Below are 22,008 nucleotides of genomic sequence, written 5' to 3'. Positions count from 1 at the left end.
GACCAGCTGGGTGCGGGGGGTGCGGGTGACGCCGTGGGGGGCGGCCACGGCGCGTCCGATCAGCTCGAGCAGGGCGTCGGCGCGGCGGGTCGCGGGGGTGCGCGGGTCCCGCTGGCCGGGCCCGTGGCCGGGCCCATGGCCGGGCCCGTGGGCGGCTGGTGCGTGCTCAGGGCCAGGGCCGGGTCCGCTGCCGAAGAGACGGGCGAAGCCGTCGCCGGTCCGGTCGTCGCCGGGGCCGGCCTCGCCCGGGGTGCTGGTGTCGCCCGGGGTGCTGGTGTCGCCCGGTGTGCTGGTGTCGCGGGGCCCGCTGGCTGTGCCCGCTGTGTTGGTGGTCGTGCGGGTGGTCGGGCTGCTGCTGGTGGGGGTGCAGTGGTGGTCGGGTCGGGGTCGGGCGAGGGGGTCGATGGCGGCGTCGAGGATGGCGGCGCCTTCGGGGTCGAGCCGGAGCCGGTACTCGGTGTAGGCGGTGGTGGCCCGGATCCGGGTCAGGGCGCGCCCGAGCCGCATGGCGGTGTCGTTGGCGTCGAGCTCGGCGGGTGGTTTGAGCGAGGCGCGTGCGTGGTTGGCGAGCCGGCCGAGCTCGCGCAGGGACAGCACGTCGCAGGCGTCGGTCATGGCGGTGGTGATGTCGCGAAGGTGCTCGGGGTCCGCGACCCGAGCCAGGTCGTCGTGGAAGCGCAGGATGAGCGCGGCCTGGTTGGTGGTGACCTGCCCGGCGGTGACCCCGGCGGCGAGCCGGGCCCACAACGGCCCACCCCCAGCCCCGATCCCAGCGCCGACCCCGTCGACATCCGTGACCCCGTCGGCTCCCTCGCCCCCGTCGACTCCGTCGGCCATGCCGGTGGTCTCGGGGACGTTGGCGGTGAAGTTGCCGGCGGTGAGGGCGTCGGTGGTGGCGACCGCGGCGGCGACCCGGGCCAGCGCGGGCGCGGCGGCCGGTTCCAGGTCGGGGGCCATGGTGCGCAGCCAGTCGGCCGGGGAGAGCCCGTGCGTGGTGGCCAGGCCGCGGGAGTCGGCCTCGGCGGCCAGCCGCACGGTCAGCGTGTCAGCCAGGGCCCGGAGCCGTTGGGCCTTCCCCAGGGCCTGGCCGACGTGGGCCTCGGGCAGCGACCAGGTCGGGTAGCCCAGCGTCTCCTGCATCGTGGCCAGCAGCGAGTCCAGTGTCCCGACCAGACCATCTGTCTCACCAGTCTCGGCCGTCTCGGCGGTCTCACCGTTCTCGACGCGGTTGACGGGCTTGAACGGGTCGGCGTGATCGAGCCGTGGCACTGGGGCACCGGTGGCGGGCGCGGCCACGGGTGGCGAGTCGCGTTCGGTATCGGTGCCGGTGTGCATGAGTCCAGGATAGAAGCCACCACCGACAACCGAACGCAAACAGCGTCTAAACAAGGCAAGCTCGGACAAGTTCTGATCACCGTTGTGGATGACCGCTACTGTCTGTGACCTCCAACGCGATCCCAGCTGCCGTGAGCAGGCACCTGCCAGATGCGGAGGCCAGGTGTCAGGAGCTCGGAGTAGGACTGTCGTGCCCGGACCCGGCGCAGTCCGCCAGATCAGGCTCCCCGGCGACCCACGCGCTTGCTGACCTGGCGGAACGGCGCCCTGCCGAATGACCTGGTGGGACTGAGCTTCCCGAGATGGGTCGCATCATGCTGGACCGCGATACTTGGGCGCGTGAGGGTCACCAGGGACGATGTACGGGCCGCCGCCGGCCGGATCGCGGGACGCGTGAGACGGACTCCCTTGATGCCGCCTGCTGGCCGGGACTCAGTCTGGCTCAAGGGCGAGTTTCTCCAGCACTGTGGCGTGTTCAAAACTCGGGGCGCCTTCAACCGCCAGCTCGCAGCGCTCGAAACCAGCGAGATCGGCGACGTTGGCATCGTCGTCGCGTCAGGCGGGAACGCCGGGCTGGCGCACGCATTTGTCGCGCGCGAGCTCGGCGTCCGGGCCACCGTCCTCGTGCCGGAGATAGCGCCAGAGGTCAAGGTCGAGCTCATCAGCAGCTATGGCGCTGACGTGAGACGGGCGGGCACCGAGTATGCCGAGGCCTACCAAGCCGCTGTCGAGTTCGGAAACGAGAGCGGCGCGGCCTTCGCCCACGCCTACGACCAGTTCGAGGTCGCGGCTGGGGCCGGCACCCTTTGCGAGGAGATCTTCGAGGACGAGCCGTCCATCGACACGGTGATTGTCGCGGTCGGCGGCGGCGGTCTCTACGCCGGAGTCGCGGCGTCGGCTCAGGCTTTGCGCCGGGTGCCGCGAAACACCAGCGCGAGCCCGGCGAGCGCGACGATCGGCCCGACAACCGCCCACAGGGTGTGCCCTGACATGGCGCTGCCACCGATGACCCCGAGACCTTGCAACATCCAGACGAGTCCCATAGCCACGAGCAGCAGTCCCACCACGATGAGGACCGGTGATCTTTTCATGAGTCGAGTCTCACACCATTCGCAGGTGTGACGACGAACATGACCGACCGGGTATCTCTTGACTGTCGCGGGAGACTTGTGAGGTGACCATGGACCTCGGCACGCGGATGGGCGGGGGAGTGCTGGCCACGGCCCTCGGTGCCGCCACGGGCGGGCAGCGCAAGACGCTGCATGCCTGGGGACGGACCTACCTCGGGGCGGTGCGCATCGACGCTCCGATGCCGGAGCTGGCGATCCCGCTCGTCGAGGACCGCGGCGTCCACCGTTGCACCGTGCGGTTCTCGCGGGCCCTTTCCACGCCTGCGGGCTGGTGGGACATCGGCGGAGTGGCCGTGCGTATCCCGGAGGCGGGCTGCTCCGGCGGGCCTGCCGACCTGTGGTTCACGACGACCGGCGCCGGGCGGGTCTCGCGGCACGTTCCCCGGCCGACCCGGCGACCGTCGACCGGTCCACTCACCACGATGCTGCCGACCCGCGCGGCGGCCGGCTGCAGCGTGGTGCTCATGGTTGCCCCGATGACCGAGGGTGAGCCTCCGAGGGAGTACGAGCTGAGCATCTCGGTGGGCGGCTCTCCGTGGTCCCCGATCGGGCTGCTGCACATCAAGCACGAGGTCCCGGACGAGCCCACCCGCTACGACCCCGTCGTCGACGAGCTCGACGGCACGACGGTGCCGCCGTGGGTCGTGGCACTGCGCGAGCCGGGGCACCTGTGGGCGCGCCGGCATACCGGGCCCCCCACCTGACCGCGTAGCCATGTCGGCAGCTCGCGACGGCATCGACCGAACCACCCTTTTCGCGTGAAGCCACCCGTGCGCGGGTGGCTTCACGCTGGAAAGGCGGCTTCGGCACGCAGCCGTCACTGCGAAACCACAGAAACGGGCGCCCGTATCTATTTACATCTGCCTGACTGAGTGGTTTCATGGTGGGCAAGCACCACCAACACCGGACGAAGGGGTCCCCGTGTACGCAGCGGAGCGGCAGCAACGGATCATGGTCGAGGCGCGCCGCGCCGGCCGAGTCGAGGTGAGCGCACTCGCCGACTCCCTCGGCGTTGCTGCCGAGACTGTCCGTCGCGACCTGTCGGCCCTGGAGCGGCGGGGGTCGCTGCGCAGGGTCCACGGGGGCGCCATCCCGGTCGAGCGGCTCGAGGTCGAGCCGAGTCTCGCGACCCGGTTCGGGCGCCTGGCCGACGTGAAGCGGCGGATCGCAGCGCGGGCCCTCGACGAGATTCCCGCGGGCGGCAGCATCCTGCTCGACTCCGGGTCCACCACCCAGGTCGTGGCCGAGCTCCTGCCGGCAGAGACCGAGCTGACCGTCCTGACGAACAGCATCGCCGTCGCGACCACCCTCTCGTCCCACCGAGGCGTCAGCCTCTACCTGCTCGGCGGACGGGTCCGCAGCACGACCGGAGCAGCCGTCGGCGACTGGACCACCAGCGCCCTGGCCGACGTCGCCGTCGACGTCGCCTTCGTGGGGACCAACGGCATCTCCGTCCAGCGCGGACTGACCACCCCCGACCAGGCCGAGGCGGTCGTCAAGCGGGCCATGGTCAAAGCCGGTCGCTCGTGCGTCGTGCTCACCGACTCGAGCAAGGCCGGTGACGACCACCTGCACCGGTTCGCCGGCCTCGACGACGTCGACGTCCTCATCACCGACAGCGACCTCGACGACGAGCTCGTCACCGGATTCCGGGCCTCGGGCCTGCGGGTGGTGACGGCATGATCGTCACGCTGACCCCCAACCCGAGCGTCGACCGCGCCGTCGTCATCGACGCACTTCGCCGTGGCGAGGTCCATCGCGCCACCGACAGCCGGATCGACCCGGGCGGCAAAGGAGTCAACGTCTCCCGCGCGATCGCCGCCCAGTCCGGGGAGACGGTCGCGGTGCTTCCCGTCGGCGGCCCGGAGGGGCACCTGCTCGAGGAGCTCCTCGACGCTGCGGGCGTGGCCCGCCGCAGCGTTCCCGTCTCGGGGACGGTCCGGATGAACATCACCGTGCTCGAGCCCGACGGCACCACCACCAAGCTCAACGAGCCGGGTCCCACCCTGACCGCAGACGAGGTCGACGCCCTGCTCGGAGTGACGCTCGAGCTCGCCGAGGGCGCCGACTGGGTCGTCGGCTGCGGCAGCCTCCCTCCCGGCACCCCCACCGACCTGTATGCCGTCCTCGTCGGCCTCGTGCGCGAGCGTGGCGGACACGTGGCGATCGACTCGTCGGGTGCGCCGATGGCGACCGCCCTCGCGGCCAAGCCGTCGCTCATCAAGCCCAACCACGAGGAGCTCGCGGAGGCCGTGGGCCACGCGCTCCCGACGCTCGGCGACGTCCGCGCCGCCGCGCGCGACCTGGTCCGCGACGGCATCGACACCGTCGCAGTGAGCCTGGGTCGCGACGGCGCGCTGCTCGTCACCCCGGAAGAGGTCGTCCACGCCACGGCGACGATCAGCAACCCCCTGTCCACCGTGGGCGCCGGCGACTGCATGCTCGCCGGTCTGCTCCACGGCCTGTCGAGCGGCCTGAGTGCCGCCGACGCCCTCATGAGCGGTGTCGCCTGGGGCGCGGCAGCCGTCACCCTCCCGGGAAGCCGGGTCCCCTCACCTGGGGATCTCGTCGGCATACCCGTGGACCTCCACCGCAGCCCCGACTTCAGCCGGGTTCTGTCTCACTGAGCCGGAAAGGAAACCCATGTCCCTCATCACCGAACAGCAGGTCGTCCTCGACCTCACCGGTGCCGACCGCCACGAGGCGACCCGAGCGCTCGGTGAGCGGCTCGTCGCGTCCGGGCGCTGCACCGACCTGTCCACCTTCCTCGACGACGTCCGCAAGCGCGAGGAGACCATGGCCACCGGTCTGCCCGGCGGCATCGGCATCCCGCACGCGCGCAGCACGGCTATCACCGAGCCGTCGCTCGTCTTCGGACGCTCCACCGACGGCATCGACTGGGGCGCCAAGGACGGCCCCGCCACGCTCATCTTCCTCATCGCGGCACCCGAGGGCGGCGGCGAGGCCCACATGCAGATGCTGCCGAAGCTCGCGCGTGCCCTGATGAAGAAGGACTTCAAGGACGCGCTCGCGTCGGCTACGACCGAGGCCGAGGTGGTGCGGATCGTCAGCGCGGAGGTCGAGCTCGACCAGCCGGCGGCCGCAGCCGCGGCGCCTGCCGCGACGGGCGGCGGGGTCACTGCAGCGGCCGCGGCCGGTGCGGCCGCTGACCGGACCGGAGCGGCCGGCGGCGCCACGGCGACCGCGACCGCGCCCAAGCGCTCGCTCACTCTGGTCGGGGTCACGTCGTGCCCCACCGGCATCGCGCACACCTACATGGCGGCCGAAGGCCTGGAGAACGCAGCCAAGGCGGCCGGACACACGATGAAGGTCGAGACCCAGGGCTCGGCCGGGTCGAAGCCGCTCAGCGCCGCCGAGATCGCGGCGGCAGACGCGGTCATCTTCGCCCACGACCTGCCCGTCAAGGACGCCGGGCGCTTCGCCGGCAAGCCCACCATCGACGTTGGCGTGAAGCGTGGCATCTCGGACGGGGCTCAGCTCGTCGCCCAGGCCGAAGAGCTCGTCGCGGAGTGGGAGGCCGACCCGGCCAAGGCCGAGGCCGCCCGGGCGGCGGCCGCCGGAGCGCCTGGTTCAGGCGGGCTCGTCACGAAGGTCGACGAGACCGCCGGACTCGGCACCCGCATCCGCCAGTGGCTCATGACCGGTGTGTCCTACATGATCCCGTTCGTCGCGGCGGGCGGCATCCTCATCGCCCTGTCGTTCATGCTCTCCCAGGTCGCTCTCGGCGAGCAGGGCCCGATCGAGATCACGAAGTACAACCTCACCAGCGCCGACCAGTACAACATCGCCCAGAACTTCAGCGCCGCCAGCCTGACCTCCTGGGCGGCCCTGCTGTTCGTGATCGGCGGTGCGTCGTTCGGCTTCCTCGTGCCGATCCTGTCGGGCTTCATCGCCTTCGCCATCGCCGACCGACCGGGCCTGGTCCCGGGGATCGTCGGCGGGTCGGTCGCCGCCACGATGGGCGCCGGCTTCCTCGGTGGCATCGTGACCGGACTCCTCGGCGGCTTCGTCGCCCGATGGATCGCCGGCTGGAACGTCGCCAAGGGGGTCCGCGGCGTCATGCCGGTCGTCGTCATCCCGCTGCTGTCGGCGTTCATCACCCTCGGCCTGTTCATCGTCGTACTGGGCCGGCCGATCGCGAACCTCACGACCGCGCTCAACGACTGGCTCAACGGGATGTCCGGGACCAGCGCCCTCGTGCTCGGCGCGATCCTCGGCGCGATGATGGGCTTCGACCTCGGTGGCCCGGTGAACAAGGTCGCCTACGCGTTCGCCACGACCGGTCTCGCCGCCGCCGGAGCCTCGACGGACGCGCCGCAGCTGAAGATCATGGCAGCCGTGATGTGCGCCGGCATGGTGGCGCCCCTCGCGATGGCGCTGTCGACGGCCGTCCGGCCGCACCTGTTCTCCGAGCCCGAACGCGAGAACGGCAAGGCCGCCTGGCTGCTCGGCGCATCGTTCATCTCCGAGGGCGCGATCCCGTTCGCCGCAGTCGACCCGGTGCGCGTCATCGCCTCGTCCGTCGTCGGCTCCGCGGTGGCCGGTGCCCTGGCCATGGTGTTCGGCACGACCCTGCGGGCGCCGCACGGCGGCATCTGGGTGCTGCCGCTCATCGGCAACTTCCTGCTCTTCCTGCTCGCTCTCGCGATCGGCGTCGTCGTCATGGCAACGATCGTCGTCGCGCTGAAGTCTCGCGAGCACAACCTCGCTGAGGTCGAAGCGGCGGCTACCGTCTGAGACCTGACCACCACACACCTCGAAGGAGACCCAAACATGCCGACTCGCACCGTCACCATCGCCTCCTCCGTCGGGCTGCACGCGCGCCCTGCAGCGCTCTTCGTCGAAGCCGCCACCAACTCCGGCCTCGACGTCGAGATCAGCCGTCCGGGTGAGGACCCGGTCGACGCGACGAGCATCCTGGGGGTCATGGCCCTCGGCGCCAAGCACGGCGAAGAGGTGGTCCTCTCCGCGGACGGCGACGGCGCCGACGCCGCGCTCGACTCGCTCGTCGAGCTCCTCTCCCGAGACCTCGACGCCGAGTAGGGGGCCGACCATGGCGGGCACCGTAGGCGGCACCGGCGCCGACGGAGGGGCGCAGGCCACGGCCGGGACCTCCGGCCAGGCGGACGGGCAGACGCGGCAGACGTTGCAGACGCGGCAGACGCTGCACGGTATCGGTGTCAGCCCGGGCACGGCATACGGGCCGGTGGTGCAGGTCGCGCCACCGGTCCGGCCCCCGGCCGACGAGCCGGCGGCAGCAGACCACGATGCCGCCCTCGCCGACGTCAAGGCTGCCTTCGAGTCGGTCGCGGTGTCTCTCGAGGCACGCGCTGCCGCTGCCGACGAGACGGCGCAGCAGATCCTCAAGGCGACCGCGCTCATCGCGCGCGACAAGGGGCTGGCCAAGGCGGCCGACAAGCAGCTGAGCCGGGGCCACGGCCCGGCCACGTCGATCGCCAACGCCGTCGAGGAGTATGCCGTCCAGTTCGAAGCGCTCGGAGGGTACTTCGCCGAGCGGGTGACCGACCTGCGCGACGTGGGGTCGCGTGCGGTGGCCGCCGTGCTCGGCGTCCCCGCGCCGGGGGTGCCCGACTTCAGCGAACCGAGTGTCATCGTCGCCGAGGACCTCGCGCCCGCCGAGACCGCCACGCTCGACCGCGCGCTCGTCGTCGGCATCATCACCCGGGCCGGCGGGCGCACGAGCCACACCGCGATCCTCGCCGCACAGATGGGCATCCCGGCCGTCGTCCAGCTGTCCGGGGCGACCGGCATACCCGCTGGGACACCGGTCGCTCTGGACGGCGACACCGGTGAGGTCGCGATCAACCCCGACCCGAGCCTGGTCGAGGAGCAGCGGGTGCGGCGCGAGCGCCGCGCAGCCGCCTTGGCGCAGCTGTCGGGCCCGGGCGCGACGAAGGACGGCCTTCAGGTCGCCCTGCTGGCGAACATCGGCGGGGTCGACGACGCGGTCGCGGCGGGGGCGCTGGACCTCGAGGGCGTGGGCCTGTTCCGCACCGAGTTCGTGTTCCTGTCGGCGGACCGGGCGCCCACGGTCGAGGAGCAGGCTGACATCTACCGCAAGGTGCTCGCGCCGTTCGGGGAGCGCCGCGTCGTCGTCCGCACGCTCGACGCCGGCGCGGACAAGCCGCTGGCGTTCGCCGACCTCGGCCCGGAGGAGAACCCCGCCCTCGGGCGTCGTGGCCTCCGTCTCTCGGCCGAGCGCCCAGACCTGCTCGACGCCCAGCTCGAGGCGCTCGCCGTCGCCGCGCGCGAGACCGGTGCCGACGTGCGGGTCATGGCGCCGATGGTCGCGACGGTCGAGGAGGCGGCCTGGTTCGCCCGGCGGGTCCGCGAGAACGGCCTGGCCAAGGCGGGCGTCATGATCGAGGTGCCGGGCGCTGCCCTGCGCGCGGCGGACGTGCTGGGGGAGGTCGACTTCGGCAGCCTCGGCACGAACGACCTTGCGCAGTACACCATGGCCGCAGACCGGATGCAGGGCGAGCTGTCCGACCTGCTCGACCCGTGGCAGCCCGCGGTGCTCGACGTCGTGGCGGCGGCGTGCGAGGGCGCCCGCCGGGTCGCTCGCCCGATCGGGGTGTGCGGCGAGTCCGCCGGTGACCCGCTGCTGGCTCTCGTGCTCGTCGGGCTCGGTGCCTCCAGCCTCTCCATGGCACCGACCAAGGTGCCGGTCGTGCGGCTCGCGCTCTCGCTGCACACCCAGCTCGACTGTCAGGGGCTGGCTGCCGCGGCCCGGAGCGCGCGGACGGCGCGGGAGGCCTACGAGTCCGTGCACGCCCGGGCGAACGCCGAGCTGGCCGCCCTGCTCTAGGTAGCGCGGGGCGCAGCGGCCACTCGAGTGGACAGAACCCACACGCACCCGTCGAGTGGCCCTGCCGTCACATGCCGCTGCCCAAGCCAAGCGGGGCCTAGAGCGGGAGGCGCTCGCGGAGGAAGTCGACCGTCCGGTCCCAGGCGAGTCTCGAGGCCTCCGGGTGGTGCCACGGCATGTCGTCGTTGTCGAAGGCGTGGTCCGCGCCGGGGTAGGTCACGACGGTCGTCTCGGGCTGGGTCTCCAGGGAGGCTTCGATCCTGCGGACGGTCGCGGTGTCGATGAAGGAGTCGTCGAGCCCGAAGTGGTGCAGGCTCGGGGCCGTGACGGTCATCAGGTCGTGCAGGCCGGGCAGCGCCGACCCGTAGTACGACACCAGAGCGTCGATCGGGCCGGCCTCCTCGGCCTCGAGGTGCGCCGCGACGTTGTAGCCCACCCCGCCTCCGAAGCAGAAGCCGACAAGGCCGACGCCGCCGACGACCTCCGCGCGGTCACGCAGCGAGATGACCGTCGCCGTGGCGTCGAGGACGGCCGCCTGCCAGTCGAGGCGCTGGACGAGGCCCATGCCCCGCTGGAGGGCATCCTCGCCCTCGACCGGTGCGGTGACGCCCAGGCGCCAGAAGAGCTCCGGGGCGACGACGACATAGCCGATCTCGGCGAGCTGCGCGGCACGTCGCTGGACGTAGGCGCTGACCCCGAAGATCTCCTGCACCAGGACGATGCCCGGCCCGGTGCCGCTCGGCGGCAGCCAGAGGTGGGCCGGCATGTCGCCCGCGTCGGTCCGGACCGTGATGTCTTCGCTCATGACGCCATACAACCCCAGACCGGCCCGGTGGCGGGGCAGAGACACGACTCGGCCCGGCGGCATACGTCACGTTTCGTATGCCGCCGGGCCGAGGGCTCGGGTCAGGCCAGGCGCCGCTGGGCGCGGAGCTCGAGCAGCCTCGACTCGTAGGCGCGGACGCGGTCAGCGAGGCGCTCGCTCTCGTGCTCGTGCCGGCGAAGGAGGACCACGAGGCGGACTACGGCCACAGTCATGGCAGCGCCGAGGGCCCACATCGTCATGACCTGGATCGGGGTGGTCGTGCGTCCGGTCGCGACCAGGATGAGCAGTCCGGCGAAGGCGCCGATGACGACGACGAAGAGTCCGCCGACCCGGCGGCCCGTGGACCGTCCGGTCGCATCCAGCGCGCCCTTGGCGTACGCGCGCTCCTCACGGGCGGCGGTCCGGTGCAGGTACGTCGCGGCGGGGAAGCGGTGAGTCGCCTTGCGAGAGAGGGGACGCGGCCTCATGGTGTGGTCCCACGGGCTCTCCTCGACGAGCGGCTGTGAGGCGAAGTCAGCGGTCTGCCAGATGACGGGGTGGGTCTGGACGGACATGGAGCTCCTTGTCTCTGACGTCTCGGCCCGTGTCAGGCGTCGTCGCGGGACTTGAGGTCCGAGCCGAGGGCGTAGGCGCCGACGACCAGGGCCGAGGCCGCGATGACGATGTCCTTGAGCACGTACTGGCCCATGAGCGTCGGACCGTGCGGGAAGAGATCGGCAGTGAAGAGGGCAAGCGGCGACATGATCCCGATGAGCGCAGCGCCGAGCATGACGATGCCGAAGCGCAGGAACTTGCCGGTCAGCAGGATCAGGCCGATCACGGTCTCGGTCACCGCGGTGAGCAGCACGGCGTTGTGGCCGGAGACGAGTCCGAAGGTCAGCCGGTCGAGGGTGGCCGAGGCGATCTGCTCAGCCGGGCTGTAGCCAGGGAAGAACTTCAGGACGCCGAAGCCGAGGAAGACCAGGCCGAGGCTGATCCGCAGTGCGTGGATGCTGTAGGTGTTGAGGAAGACGTGGAGCCTGCGGACGGCGCCGTCGACGAGCGAGCGGGCCGAGGTGACCGAGCCGGACCGGGTGATGCGAGCGGGGCGGTCGATGACGAGCTGCGACATGTTCGTTCTCTCCTTGACGTGGGTCTATGGCACGTCAGAAGCGCCCGCGGTCCCGGAGATACTCACAGTGGCCGGAGTTGAGTCGAACTACCTAGGACGAAGCACTGTCTTCAGGGGCAAAACGGACGGCGTGCTCTGCCGCCGGCGTGGTGCCTAATTCGCTTGACACGCAGGGAGATCGGGGACGCGCGGTGGGAGCGCAGCGGCGCCCTGTCAAGCAGGCTCAGCGGTCGAGGGTCCCCTGGTCGACCACGGTGCGGGCGATGACGGCTGACAGCAGAGAGCCGACGCAGATCCCGAGCACGAGGTTGATGATCGCGACCGTGGCCTTGTCGGACATCGAACCTGAACGGGTGAACGGGATGACGAACCCGGCCACCGTGAAGAGGCCGACGATCCAGCCGAAGAACACGGTCGGCCGGGGCGTCGACAGTGACAGCAGGTGGGCCAGCCCGGTTGCGGCCAGGGCCAGGAGTGCCGCCGTGAGGGCGTAGTTCGCAGTCAGCGACTGGAAGGGCGACAGGATCACGGCCGCGCCGCCGAGGTTCCGGTTGAGGATGTTCTGCCCGATGAGGACGCCGATCCAGGCCACGAGCGCCGCCACGACCGCGGTCGCGGCGCCACCGGACCACAGGCGCGGGACGTCGATCACCATGCGTGGCGAGGTGCGTGCGTACTGGTCCGGGCGGCGGATCGGGTCGGAGCCGGGCTGGTACGACATGTGAGCCTCCTGGCGGCTGAGAGGCACTGCGCTGATGGTCCTTCGATACTACGAGGCAAACGTCCCTCACCGGTCGGGACTCGTCGAGGCTCGTCGAGCGCGGCGCGTATGGCGCACGAGCTTGACCAGTCGGCCGTCGAGTGGCCGCCGGGACTCAGACCGAAGCGCACCTGTAGTTTTCTCCACCCTCGTTCGGGCACAAAGGTGATGGCCTCGGTGACCGGCGCCCGCCTACCGTGAATGCGTGACCACCGCGAGTCCCACCCCATCGACACCGAGCGCCTCGGGCGCCACTGCGGCCGTAACGAGCGCACCCGCCATCGGCGGGGCGCACGCGAGCCGGGCGGCCCGCTTCGCCGAGCGAAGGCTGGCACCGCGCCACACGGCATACGTCGTCCTCGGCGGGCTCGTCGCGTCGCTTGCCGCACCCCTCATCTGGACCTTCATCGGCATGGGGATCGGGATGCTCATCCTGGTCGTCGGCTTCGTCTTCGTCGGGCTGGCCATGCTGCTGTCCGAAGGTCTCACGCGCTGGCACCGGGCCCGCGCCGCGAACCTGCTCGGGGTCGTCATCGACGCGCCAGCGCCCTCGGCGGTCGAGGGGTGGCGGGGCCAGCTGTCCCGGCTCGGCCAAGCCGCGTTCTGGCGCCAGCTCACGTACAACGCCATCATCGCGCCGACCCTGCTGGCCGCCTCGGCCGCTGTCATCGCGTTCAGCTGGGGAGGCGGCTTCGCCCTGGCGACGTCGCCCCTGTGGCGGACCGTGGGCCCCGACGCAGCAACCGTGCCCGGTGGCGTCCTGCAAGGTGTCGGCCACATCTGGGGCGGGACCGTGATCGGCGTGCTGCTGCTCTGGCTGGCTCCCTGGTTCGCCCGCGGGCTCGCGGCCCTCGATCTGGCCATCGCCAAGCCGATGCTGGGCGAGACACGCGGAGAGCAGCTGACTCCGCGGGTCACCGCCCTGGAGCAGACCCGCGCCGGCGTCATCGATGCGGCGGACGCCGAGCGGCGCCGCATCGAGCGTGACCTGCACGACGGTGCCCAGCAGCGCCTGACGTCCCTCGCACTCAACCTCGGGATGGCGCGGTCCGCGCTGCGCCCCGACGCGTCGCCCGAGGCGCGCAGGGCCATCGAGGAGGCGCACGACGAGGCCAAGCAGGCGCTGGCCGAGCTGCGGTCGTTCGTCCGCGGGCTGCACCCCGCGGTCCTCGACGAGCGCGGCCTCGACGCGGCACTCTCAGGCATCGTCGCCCGCTCGCCGGTCCCGACGAGCCTGCACGTCGTGCTCGCGGAGCGCCCACCACGCACCCTCGAGGCCGTCGCCTACTTCGTGGTGTCCGAGGCCCTGACGAACATCGCCAAGCACTCCGGCGCCACCGCCGCGGCCGTGCGCGTGACCTCCGACGGGCGGCGCCTCGTCGTCGAGGTGACCGACAACGGGCACGGTGGTGCGAGCCAGGGCGCCGGCTCCGGCCTGACCGGCCTCGCTCACCGCGTCGCGGCCGTCGACGGCACCCTGGACGTCAACAGCCCCGCTGGAGGTCCCACCGTGCTCCGGGCGGAGATGCCATGCGCGTCGTGATCGCCGAAGACTCGATCCTGCTGAGGGACGGTCTGATTCGCATGCTGGGTGCCCACGGGATCCAGGTCGTCGACGCTGTCGGCGACGCAGAGTCCGCCCTGGATTCGGTCTCCCGGCACCAGCCTGACCTCGCGCTCCTCGACGTCCGTATGCCGCCCACCCACACGGACGAGGGCCTGCGCGCCGCGCTCGTCATCCGCGCGCAGTGGCCCGAGGTCGCGCTGCTGATCCTCAGCCAGTACGTCGAAGAGCGTTATGCCGCAGACCTCCTCGCGGGGACGACCTCTTCCGTCGGGTACCTGCTCAAGGACCGGGTTGCGGACGTGGACGAGTTCGTCGAGATGCTCCGCCGGGTCGCCGACGGGGGGACCGCGCTGGACCCCGAGGTGGTGGCGCAGCTCCTCGTCCGCCGTGACAAGAGCCCACTGCACCGGCTGACCGAGCGTGAGCGCGAGACGCTCGAGCTGATGGCCGAGGGCCGCTCCAACACAGGCATCGCCCGCGCCCTGCACGTCACCGAGAGCGCCGTGGCCAAGCACGTCAACGCGATCTTCACCAAGCTCGAGATGCCGACGACCTCGAGCGACCACCGGCGAGTCCTCGCCGTCCTCCAGTACCTCGCCGAGTAGGAAGCGTGAGCGAACGACCATGAACGCCAACGAGTTTGATCCCACGACCGAGCCGTCGAGCACGCCGGGCTCCCCTGGCACTCCGGCGGGCGCCAACCCGGGTCGCCCGGTCCTGCCACCGGCGCCGCCGGTCCCCGACGACCGCATCCACGGCGACGACCTCCCCGGTAACGAGCCCTTCGGTGCGTCCTGGCTGCGGCCGACCCTGACGGCCACCGCCGACCCCGCCCAGCGCGCCACGGACCCCGCACCGGCGCGACCGACGCCGAGTGCGCCCATGAGCAGCCCACCGACGAAGTCCTGGCTCATCGCCGGGCTCGGGGCGACGCTGCTGCTTGCCGCCGCTGCGAGCTTCAGCTCCTGGAACGCGCTGACCGGCGGACTGTGGCGCTCGGCCGACCAGAGCCAGTCCTACACGCAGAGCATCAGCAACATCACGTTCGAGGGCTCCTCCGGCGACGTCGAGATCCGTGCCGACTCCGCGTCCGGCAAGGTCGAGGTCAGCCGCCACCTCAGCTGGGGCCCGGGCTCGACCCAGCCGACGCCCGATGAGTCGGTGACCGGGTCGACGCTCACGATCGCCTCGAACTGCTCGGCCTTCATGTCGTGGTGCTCCATCGACTACATCGTCCACGTGCCGACCGGGACCACCGTCAACCTCAACAGCGGGTCAGGCGACGTCGTGCTCGCCGGGGACCTCGGCAGCATCACCGCAGAGACCGGCTCGGGCGATATCTCGGTCGAGGGCAGCGGCACCGGCCCGGTCAGCCTCAAGGCCGGTTCGGGCGACATCGCCGCGAGCGACCTCGTGTCCGGCCAGGTCCTCGGCCGCACCGGCAGCGGCAGCATGGACCTCGACTTCGCGCAGACGCCGACCGACGTGACCTTGGACGCAGGCTCCGGCGACGTCTCCGTGCTGGTGCCACAGGGCATCTACGCCGTGACCGGGGACTCGGGCTCCGGTGACCGTGAGGTCGGCGTGTCCCTCAGCTCGACGAGCACGAACAAGATCGAGATCAGGACAGGCTCAGGCGACGTCAACGTCAGCTACCGCTGAGCCACACCCGTCCGGCGCCAGCAGGACACGGCCGGAGACCGTCCATCGGCGACCACCTGCACAGGTGCCCGTATGCCGTCCACCCCGTTGGGCGGCATACGGGCACGGTCCGAGGTTATCGGCCCGGTGACTGTGCCTGTCGGCGAAACGGATCCCACGCCGCGGGGCGGTTGGCCTCGACCTAACGGCCGCGGCCCTCGACTGCCTGGACGTCCTGGCCCAGCTGGGTGGGCGCCGGTGTGTGTGCGGTGGTGGCCGGGTCGTTGGCGAGGGCGGCATACTCGGCGACCTTGAAGGCCGACAGGGCCACGAGGCAGATCATGCCCGTCGTGAACGCGGCCAGCAGGCGGGTCCGGGTGCGATCCAGGTCGGCCGGCCGCGACTTGACGGCCGTCAGGACGATGGAGCCGCACCAGACGACCGCCCCGACGACGAAGACGACCGCTAGCGCAAGGAGCACGGTCGACCGGACCGCACCATCCGACGCGGCGCTCGCCACGCCGCCGTTGAGCAGCGAGTACGCGCCCGTGGCGAGGCCGAGCCCCACCAGCCCGGCCATCGTCCAGCGCACCCGGCGGCTGCGCGACTGGAGCAGTCCCGCCCCGGGGACGACGGTGCCCAGAGCGGTCAGCCCGAGCGCCCGACGGAAGCCGATCTCGAGCTCCCGCCGGCGATGGTGACGGCTTCGCTGCACGGACAGCAGGTCCGCGCGCCGGCTGGACCCGGGGCGCGGGCGTCGCGGCTCCGGCGTGTGGCGCGGCGTCAGCGCTCCGAGGCCGCCTGCCGCAGCCAGGAGCAGCCCGGACACGACGAGCCCGCCGGCCGGGATCCTGCTTCCCGCACTGACGTTCTGCAGGTCGCCGGTGGGCGGCATCGGAGCGCCGGAGCCTCCTCTCGGCACCGCACCCGCGATCGTGGTGGTCGGAGAGGTCGCCGGCCTGCTCTCGGCCGCTGCCGTCGTGGTGGGCGTCGTGATCGGTGCTGTGGTCGGCGCCGTGGTGGTCGGGATGGCCGGCGAGGTGGACCTGACCGCGCGCGGGGGCGTGGCGTCCGCGCGGTCGACCCGGGTCCGGTCGTGACGGTGGGCGGGCAGGCCCCGCCCCCGGCTCGCCGACGGCCTGGCCGAGGGCCCAGTCCTTCGCGTCGGGGTCGTCGTGGTCTGCGGTCGTGTCGTGGGCTCCCCAGTCGTGGCGGGCACCGGTGGGGCGGGGTCGCTCGCGCCTGCCGGCACTGTCGCAGGTGCCGTGGCCGAGGTCCGCGGCGCCGTGGGTGAGTCTGTCGGGCCCAGCGTGGGTGACTCCGTGGGTGACTCCGTGGGTGACTCCGTGGGTGACTCTGTGGTGGGCTGCGGCGAGCCGGTCGAGTCGCTCGTGGTCGGCGTGGCACCGGCCGGGCAGGCACCGACGCCGGGGTCATCGCCGCCCACCTGGACCACGACCACCCGCAGGTGGCTGTCCGTGAACTCGTCACCGACCTGCGGCTGGTCCTGCTTCCCGGTCAGGGCCGCCCAGTCGACGTCGTTCGGGTTCTTACCGGTCTTGACGAGCTCGTCACCACCACCGGGCTTCTGGACGTAGGTGCAGACCCAGGCCTTGTGCGTGTCGCCGGGCGTCGCCGACGCCCGGGCTGCCAGCCCGATGACCAGAGCGGCGGTGACGGCAAGACCGCCCAAGGCCACGTACACGGCTACAACTCGGCGCATGGCGATGGTCGTCGTCATGACAGTCCCTCATTCCTCGGTGCGAGCTCCATCTCCTTTCAAGACGCAGCAGCGCGCCAACTCTGGCGCTGAGGTGTCCGACGACTCGGACTCGGGAAGGACTGCGACCGGAGTGACGGCACGCCCACTCGACCTCGAGAGTCGTCAGTCGAGTGGGCGCCCCGCCCCAAAAGGGGTCGGCAGATCCACGTCGAGTGGGCGCCCCGCCCCAAACGGGGGGTCGGCAGATCCACGTCGAGTGGGCGCCCCGTCCCAAACGGGGGGTCGGCAGATCCACGTCGAGTGGGCGCTCCGTCTCACCGGTGACGTGACTGGAGTGACCGGAGTGACGGGGCGCCCACTCGACTGGACGGGGTCAGGACGGCGAGCCCGAGGGGGACTCGTCGTCGAACGCCGAGTGCTTGTCGTCGGGGACGACGGTCGGCTTGGGGTGCTGCTGCTCGACGAGCTTGTCCAGGCTCTTGTCCACGCCGGCGCGGACCTTGCTCACGGTCTCCGTGTGCTTGCCGCCGGTCTTCTCCCCGATCTTGGCCTCGGCCTTGTCGAGGGCGCCGTCGACCTTCTCGCGGTTCTGCTCCGCGTAGCCGGCAACGAACGAGACGATCGCCTTGATCATCTCGGCGATCGCGTCTCCGAAGTCCTTGGCCTTCTCCTGCAGGTGGACCTCGTCTGCCTTGTGCTTGAGCTGGTCACCGAACGACACGGTGTCTCCTCACGTCGCTGGTCCGGCGCCGCGCCGGACTCCCTGGTCCCAGCGTCGTACTGGTGCGTAGGCGCCCGCAACCGGGGTCGTCCCGGATCCGACCCTCAGTGACCCTGATCCGGGTCGCGAGAGTCCCGGATCGGCCCGTCGCCGGGCGACCCGACCGCCCTCTGCCGCAACCCGGCCCGCATCAGGCCGGCCCACGGGCGTACCGTCGGAGGCGTTGGTCCTGACGCCCGCACACGGGGAGGTGGATGGCGATGCCGGAGGCCGGTACGACCCGGCGCGCTCTGGTGGCTGCGACGGTCGGAGCGGCGGTCAGCATGTCCGTCGTGACCCTCCGATGGTCCTACCTGCGCTGGGGAGCGATCGACCACGAGACCGTGGAGCAGCTGCCCGGCGACGAGCTCATCCCGTCGCCGGGGCTCGTCGCGACCCGGGCGATCACGATCGAGGCACCACCGGCGCAGGTCTGGCCGTGGGTCGCGCAGCTCGGCCAGGGTCGCGGCGGCTTCTACAGCTACGACTGGCTGGAGAACCTGGCGGGCTGCCAGATCACGAGCGCCGACCAGGTCGTGCCGGAGTGGCAGGAGGTCGCGCCAGGGGACGAGTTCCGGCTGCACCCCAAGGTCGCACTCACGGTCGTCCAGGTCGACCCCGAGCGCGCACTCGTCGTCGACGGACGCCCGCCGGAGGGGGCGCCCGGCCCGCCGTACGGGTTCACGTGGTCGTTCGTCCTGCGCAAGCATCCCCACCTCGCCACGCGCCTCATCGTTCGCGAGCGGTACGACTACACGCAGCCGTGGTCCCCACTCGTCGTGGAACCGCTCGCGTTCGGAAGCGCGGTCATGACACACAAGATGCTGCGCGGCATACGCGACCGCGTCGAGGGCCTCGTCTGACGGCGCGTCGCCGGCCCCACGGACATACCAAGCCCCGGGCGGCGTGGTGGCTCACGCCTGTCGGCCGCCCACGGGAAGCACGTGGTGTGTCTGTGGGGACGGCGCTCAGGCGCGCAGGAGCTCCCAGAACAGGCCGTCGCCGAAGCTCCCGTCGGCCAGGAGGTCGACCGCATGCTCCCGGCCGAAGGTGACGAAGCCGTTGGACCGCAGGACCGCGTTGCTCGCCTCGTTGTCTGCCGCGGTCTGCGCGACGAGGCGGCGCATCCCGAGCCCACCGTCCGCGCTGGGCCGGAACGCGTGCGCGATCGCCAGACGCGCCGCGGACTTGGCGACCCCGCGGCCGCGAGCGCTGGGGAAGAGCTGGTAGCCGAGCTCGGCGGCGTCGCCGGTCATCGGCCCGCCGCGGTCGAACAGGCCGACACCGCCGAGGGCCCGGTCCGTGGACGCGTCGGCGACACACCAGTCGATCGCCGTCCCCGCCGCCGCACGCTCCCGCCGCACGTGCAGCCACTCCGGGAACGTCTCTCGCCGCAGCACCCCGCGGGCCGGCATCCAGTGCTGGGGGTCGTCACTGCGTGGCTCGATGGCATCGATGTCCTCGGGTCGCCACGGCCGGAGGCGGAGTCCATCCCCCTCGATCGTCGGAGGCACGAACCACGGGGCCTGTGGGGCGGCCGTGTCGCCGGCACCGATGCTGCCCGTCCACGTGTCGAGCGCGTCGGGCCCACCGAACGGGTCGGGGTGGCTGTCCGGGATCGTCCCGTGGAACGTGAAGCCCGCTGCCCAGACCGCGCGCCGCGAGGCCCAGTTGCCCGCGACGGCGCGCCAGTGCACGCGCACCAGCGTCCGTCCCCAGACGCTGGTCCCGAAGCCGTATGCCGTCACGAGCCGGACCGCTCGCGTCATCAGGCCGCGCCCCCTGGCCTCCGGGTGCAGCCCGAAACCGAGCTCGCCCGCAGAGGCGACGGCCGTTGGCCGTAGGTCGATGGTGCCGCCGAAGCGGGGTCGCCCGTCGTCGTCCACCCACTCGATCGCCCAGGACCGCTTGGCGGTCGGCGACTGCCAGTCCCGAAGGTTTCCCTCGATGAACTCGACCGCATGGTCGCCGGAGTACGGTCGGGGGACCGTCGTCCAGCGCAGGCTCTCGGGGTCGGCGCTCTGCTCGACGATCGCATCGGCGTCCTCGAGCCGGTGGGCGCGCAAGGTGACGAAGCCGTCAGTCAGGGTCGGCACGGTCACGATCGGCACGCTCATGCGGGCCAGCCTGCCAGCCGGCATACATCGGGTGCCACGAGGTATTCGTTCGAGGTGCAAGGTCGTGCCATCGGGCGACGAGACACCTCGACCGGATCACCTCGAACGAGAGGGTCCACTGCAGACACAGACCGGGAGCCAGCGATGCTGACTCCCGGTCTGTAGGCCCGCTTCCCCTCCACAGGCTGCGTACCGGACTCTACGGTACCGAATGAACCCCCACGAGAAACACGCGTTGCGACATTGCCTCACCCGCGCAACGCAAGGATGATGCCTTCGAGGGGAGTTGTCGGGGTTCAAACCGTCCGAAAGGGGTTGTCGGCAGGTTGGTGACAGGGGACACGGGGGACGCAGGGGACGCTAGGGACACGCGGGTGTGCGGGCTGCGCCGCAAGGGAATGGTGCACGCCGATGGCGGAGCGGGAGTCTCCCCCAAACCGCGACTCCCGCTCCGACGCACCGGGTGCGGGCGCCACGTTACGGACCCGACCTACTACGACGCTGCGTCGTTGCGCATCTCGTTGCGCGGCGCAACGTCGGACGCAACGTCGGACGCAACGCGACGAGCGCCATGGCGGTGGGTCCGGTGCTGATCGACGAGATGCAGTGGGTGTTGCGCAATGCCCGGCTGCACGCCCGGGACCACGCCCTGCGCAGTGCCGCCGGCTTCGCACAGGGCGCCGGGATCGCCGAGCCGGTGCACCGCTCCCAGGTCGGACGCTGGGAGAACGGCCGGGTCGAGGTGACCCGAGGGCTGGTTCGCCGTTACGAGACGGTGCTCGGACTCCCCGAAGGCCAGCTGCTTGCGGCAATCGACTTCTTCTCGCGGGCCCGCAACCCGGTCCGCGCCACGGCGACCCTCTCACCGCGCGAGGACCCCGACGTCGACGAGACGCTCGCGCTGCTCGAGCGTGCGCTGGCCGACGACCGCATGACCGGGCTCGACTGGGACCGCCTGTCCGACAACCTCGGGCGGATGCCCCACGCCATGATCCGGGCGCGTGACTGGGAGGCGCTGCTGCGCCGCGGTCTGGAGGAGCTGAGCCTCAGCCTCCACCTCGACTACGCCCAGCGCTCGGATGCGCTGGCCCGACTCGCCGGGCACCCTCGAAGCGGCGCGATCGTGGCGGGCATGGCCGAGGAGGTGCTCGGCCAGCCGGAGGCGCAGTTCTACAACGACACCCTGACCCTGCTGTCGTTCACGACGCACCCGGAGGCCATCGCCGTGCTCCTGGGCCAGCTCCGGGACCCGACGAACACCAGCGCCCTGCGCGCCTGCCTCCTCGTGCTGACGACCCTCGGCCGCGCCGGACGGCTCGACCGGGAGACCAAGTCCGAGGCGGCGATGCTCGCGGTGCGGCACCTGCGCGACTCCGGACAGCCCTACCGTGTCCACCGAGGCGCGGCCAACCTGGTGCGCGAGCTGGGGCCGACCGGCAGCCAGCGGCTCGCGAGCGCCCTCACCGCCGAGGACCGACGCGCCGCGGCCCTCATCATCCGCGACGGTCGAGCGATCAGCTCGCAGGCGATCCGCGAGGCCCACCGCCGCATCCGCGCCGCGCTCGATGTCGGCGACGGCCGGGGCGCCGCCTCGGAGCCCGTGCTCAACGAGCTCATCGAGACAGCGCTCGGAGACACGAACGAGGAGGACCGCTCCAATGCGCTGGGCATCATCATGATCTCGCCGCAGAGCCGCGTGATCGGCCGCGTCCATGCTCAGGCCTTCGCCCACGCGTACGCCCGTGGCGACCATGTCGCCGTGCACGAGAGCCTCACGGTGCTGACCTGGATGGGCCAGCCGGGCGACCTCGACCTCTTCGAACGGGTGGCCCTGTCGCCGATCGCCCCGTCGGACGTCGTCATGGAGGCCGGCTACGTCGTCGGCAACACCGTCGAGGCGGCCACCCGACGGCGGGACGAGCGGGAGGCGTCGTTCGCGCGCCGGATCGCCGAGGTGATCGTGACCACCCGAGGTGAGGCCGCCGCCGACGAGCTGCGCGGCCTCACCTATGTCCTTGGCATGCGAGGCCGCTACGACCTCATCGGGACGCTCATCGAGTCGCTGCCGCCGCAGGGCATCGACCCCACGTCGACGACCGAGGTGGCACGCGGCGTGCTCAGCTGGTGGCTGGACATTCCGTCGCACCTGCGCCCCGTCCGCTGACCCATCGGAGGCGGTCAGTAGTTT

General features: G+C 71.6%; 20 protein-coding genes. 12 read left to right on the top strand and 8 right to left on the bottom strand.

Annotated features, from left to right (window positions below; genetic code table 11):
* Positions 1-1,335: DUF222 domain-containing protein (locus tag ACWEOW_RS20285; protein WP_452271052.1), on the bottom strand; the 1,335-nt coding region annotated here is incomplete at its 3' end.
* 411 nt (positions 1,336-1,746) lie between these two features.
* On the opposite strand from ACWEOW_RS20285, the gene ACWEOW_RS20280 reads away from it, so the two are divergent.
* The 7 genes from ACWEOW_RS20280 (at position 1,747) to ptsP (ending at position 9,315) form a co-directional block, all read left to right on the top strand.
* Entirely contained in the window at positions 1,747-2,457 is a 711-nt protein-coding gene (locus ACWEOW_RS20280) for a pyridoxal-phosphate dependent enzyme (RefSeq protein ID WP_452271051.1), read from the top strand.
* A gap of 52 nt (positions 2,458-2,509) precedes the next feature.
* Positions 2,510-3,169 (top strand): phosphodiesterase, encoded by a 660-nt coding sequence (locus ACWEOW_RS20275; protein WP_452271050.1) that lies wholly within the window; start codon positions 2,510-2,512, stop codon positions 3,167-3,169.
* A 217-nt stretch (positions 3,170-3,386) separates the two neighbouring features.
* Positions 3,387-4,148 (top strand): DeoR/GlpR family DNA-binding transcription regulator, encoded by a 762-nt coding sequence (locus ACWEOW_RS20270; protein ID WP_452271049.1) that lies wholly within the window; start codon positions 3,387-3,389, stop codon positions 4,146-4,148.
* The gene (gene pfkB, locus ACWEOW_RS20265) at positions 4,145-5,092 is read left to right on the top strand and encodes a 1-phosphofructokinase (RefSeq protein ID WP_452271048.1); all 948 of its coding nucleotides are present in this window, start codon (positions 4,145-4,147) and stop codon (positions 5,090-5,092) included. Before ACWEOW_RS20270 ends, pfkB begins: the two co-directional genes overlap by 4 nt.
* Before the next feature lie 16 nt (positions 5,093-5,108).
* A complete protein-coding gene (locus tag ACWEOW_RS20260; protein WP_452271047.1) occupies positions 5,109-7,223 on the top strand; it encodes a PTS fructose transporter subunit IIABC in 2,115 nt (704 codons plus the stop codon).
* 36 nt (positions 7,224-7,259) lie between these two features.
* A complete protein-coding gene (locus tag ACWEOW_RS20255; RefSeq protein ID WP_452271046.1) occupies positions 7,260-7,529 on the top strand; it encodes an HPr family phosphocarrier protein in 270 nt (89 codons plus the stop codon).
* Positions 7,530-7,539: 10 nt separating this feature from the next.
* On the top strand, positions 7,540-9,315 hold the full coding sequence (ptsP, locus tag ACWEOW_RS20250) for a phosphoenolpyruvate--protein phosphotransferase (protein ID WP_452271045.1): 1,776 nt from the start codon (positions 7,540-7,542) through the stop codon (positions 9,313-9,315).
* A gap of 97 nt (positions 9,316-9,412) precedes the next feature.
* Here ptsP and ACWEOW_RS20245 read toward each other — a convergent pair whose 3' ends face one another.
* The 4 genes from ACWEOW_RS20245 to ACWEOW_RS20230 form a co-directional block, all read right to left on the bottom strand.
* The gene (locus ACWEOW_RS20245; RefSeq protein ID WP_452271044.1) at positions 9,413-10,120 is read right to left on the bottom strand and encodes a dienelactone hydrolase family protein; all 708 of its coding nucleotides are present in this window, start codon (positions 10,118-10,120) and stop codon (positions 9,413-9,415) included.
* A 101-nt stretch (positions 10,121-10,221) separates the two neighbouring features.
* Positions 10,222-10,695, bottom strand: a complete 474-nt coding sequence (locus ACWEOW_RS20240; protein ID WP_452271043.1) for a hypothetical protein — start codon at positions 10,693-10,695, stop codon at positions 10,222-10,224.
* Positions 10,696-10,727: 32 nt separating this feature from the next.
* The gene (locus ACWEOW_RS20235; RefSeq protein WP_452271042.1) at positions 10,728-11,252 is read right to left on the bottom strand and encodes a DoxX family membrane protein; all 525 of its coding nucleotides are present in this window, start codon (positions 11,250-11,252) and stop codon (positions 10,728-10,730) included.
* Between the two features lie 223 nt (positions 11,253-11,475).
* Positions 11,476-11,973, bottom strand: coding sequence for a DUF6069 family protein (locus ACWEOW_RS20230; RefSeq protein WP_452271041.1), 498 nt, complete (start codon positions 11,971-11,973; stop codon positions 11,476-11,478).
* Positions 11,974-12,217: 244 nt separating this feature from the next.
* On the opposite strand from ACWEOW_RS20230, the gene ACWEOW_RS20225 reads away from it, so the two are divergent.
* Genes ACWEOW_RS20225 through ACWEOW_RS20215 form a run of 3 tightly spaced genes read left to right on the top strand, consistent with a single transcriptional unit; the run spans position 12,218 to position 15,241 of the window.
* Entirely contained in the window at positions 12,218-13,555 is a 1,338-nt protein-coding gene (locus ACWEOW_RS20225) for a sensor histidine kinase (RefSeq protein ID WP_452271040.1), read from the top strand.
* The gene (locus ACWEOW_RS20220) at positions 13,543-14,184 is read left to right on the top strand and encodes a response regulator transcription factor (protein ID WP_452271039.1); all 642 of its coding nucleotides are present in this window, start codon (positions 13,543-13,545) and stop codon (positions 14,182-14,184) included. The genes ACWEOW_RS20225 and ACWEOW_RS20220 overlap by 13 nt, the downstream gene beginning before the upstream one ends.
* 19 nt (positions 14,185-14,203) lie before the next feature.
* The gene (locus tag ACWEOW_RS20215) at positions 14,204-15,241 is read left to right on the top strand and encodes a DUF4097 family beta strand repeat-containing protein (RefSeq protein WP_452271038.1); all 1,038 of its coding nucleotides are present in this window, start codon (positions 14,204-14,206) and stop codon (positions 15,239-15,241) included.
* A 181-nt stretch (positions 15,242-15,422) separates the two neighbouring features.
* On the opposite strand, the gene ACWEOW_RS20210 is transcribed toward ACWEOW_RS20215, so the two are convergent.
* Positions 15,423-16,961: a hypothetical protein gene (locus ACWEOW_RS20210; protein ID WP_452271037.1), complete on the bottom strand. Its 1,539-nt coding sequence runs from the start codon at positions 16,959-16,961 to the stop codon at positions 15,423-15,425.
* 355 nt (positions 16,962-17,316) lie between these two features.
* The gene (locus ACWEOW_RS20205; RefSeq protein ID WP_452271036.1) at positions 17,317-17,664 is read right to left on the bottom strand and encodes an antitoxin; all 348 of its coding nucleotides are present in this window, start codon (positions 17,662-17,664) and stop codon (positions 17,317-17,319) included.
* A 260-nt stretch (positions 17,665-17,924) separates the two neighbouring features.
* On the opposite strand from ACWEOW_RS20205, the gene ACWEOW_RS20200 reads away from it, so the two are divergent.
* Positions 17,925-18,566, top strand: a complete 642-nt coding sequence (locus tag ACWEOW_RS20200) for an SRPBCC family protein (RefSeq protein ID WP_452271035.1) — start codon at positions 17,925-17,927, stop codon at positions 18,564-18,566.
* A 105-nt stretch (positions 18,567-18,671) separates the two neighbouring features.
* Here ACWEOW_RS20200 and ACWEOW_RS20195 read toward each other — a convergent pair whose 3' ends face one another.
* Positions 18,672-19,820, bottom strand: coding sequence for a GNAT family N-acetyltransferase (locus ACWEOW_RS20195; protein ID WP_452271034.1), 1,149 nt, complete (start codon positions 19,818-19,820; stop codon positions 18,672-18,674).
* Positions 19,821-20,391: 571 nt separating this feature from the next.
* On the opposite strand from ACWEOW_RS20195, the gene ACWEOW_RS20190 reads away from it, so the two are divergent.
* Positions 20,392-21,984 (top strand): hypothetical protein, encoded by a 1,593-nt coding sequence (locus ACWEOW_RS20190; protein WP_452271033.1) that lies wholly within the window; start codon positions 20,392-20,394, stop codon positions 21,982-21,984.
* Positions 21,985-22,008: the final 24 nt, after the last annotated feature.

The organism is Monashia sp. NPDC004114, from assembly GCF_053603855.1.
Note: the sequence above shows the minus strand (reverse complement) of the source record. Positions and strands in the feature narration are given on the sequence as shown.

What these genes read in the sequence shown, in the direction of transcription:
- ACWEOW_RS20230 (WP_452271041.1), bottom strand. Translation starts at nt 11,973, where the DNA reads ATGTCGTACCAGCCCGGCTCCGACCCGATCCGCCGCCCGGACCAGTAC.
- ACWEOW_RS20210 (WP_452271037.1), bottom strand. Translation starts at nt 16,961, where the DNA reads ATGACGACGACCATCGCCATGCGCCGAGTTGTAGCCGTGTACGTGGCC.
- ACWEOW_RS20255 (WP_452271046.1), top strand. Translation starts at nt 7,260, where the DNA reads ATGCCGACTCGCACCGTCACCATCGCCTCCTCCGTCGGGCTGCACGCG.
- ACWEOW_RS20240 (WP_452271043.1), bottom strand. Translation starts at nt 10,695, where the DNA reads ATGTCCGTCCAGACCCACCCCGTCATCTGGCAGACCGCTGACTTCGCC.
- ACWEOW_RS20260 (WP_452271047.1), top strand. Translation starts at nt 5,109, where the DNA reads ATGTCCCTCATCACCGAACAGCAGGTCGTCCTCGACCTCACCGGTGCC.
- ACWEOW_RS20220 (WP_452271039.1), top strand. Translation starts at nt 13,543, where the DNA reads ATGCGCGTCGTGATCGCCGAAGACTCGATCCTGCTGAGGGACGGTCTG.
- ACWEOW_RS20280 (WP_452271051.1), top strand. Translation starts at nt 1,747, where the DNA reads ATGCCGCCTGCTGGCCGGGACTCAGTCTGGCTCAAGGGCGAGTTTCTC.
- ACWEOW_RS20245 (WP_452271044.1), bottom strand. Translation starts at nt 10,120, where the DNA reads ATGAGCGAAGACATCACGGTCCGGACCGACGCGGGCGACATGCCGGCC.
- ACWEOW_RS20195 (WP_452271034.1), bottom strand. Translation starts at nt 19,820, where the DNA reads ATGAGCGTGCCGATCGTGACCGTGCCGACCCTGACTGACGGCTTCGTC.
- ptsP (WP_452271045.1), top strand. Translation starts at nt 7,540, where the DNA reads ATGGCGGGCACCGTAGGCGGCACCGGCGCCGACGGAGGGGCGCAGGCC.
- ACWEOW_RS20215 (WP_452271038.1), top strand. Translation starts at nt 14,204, where the DNA reads ATGAACGCCAACGAGTTTGATCCCACGACCGAGCCGTCGAGCACGCCG.
- ACWEOW_RS20190 (WP_452271033.1), top strand. Translation starts at nt 20,392, where the DNA reads ATGGCGGTGGGTCCGGTGCTGATCGACGAGATGCAGTGGGTGTTGCGC.
- pfkB (WP_452271048.1), top strand. Translation starts at nt 4,145, where the DNA reads ATGATCGTCACGCTGACCCCCAACCCGAGCGTCGACCGCGCCGTCGTC.
- ACWEOW_RS20200 (WP_452271035.1), top strand. Translation starts at nt 17,925, where the DNA reads ATGCCGGAGGCCGGTACGACCCGGCGCGCTCTGGTGGCTGCGACGGTC.
- ACWEOW_RS20235 (WP_452271042.1), bottom strand. Translation starts at nt 11,252, where the DNA reads ATGTCGCAGCTCGTCATCGACCGCCCCGCTCGCATCACCCGGTCCGGC.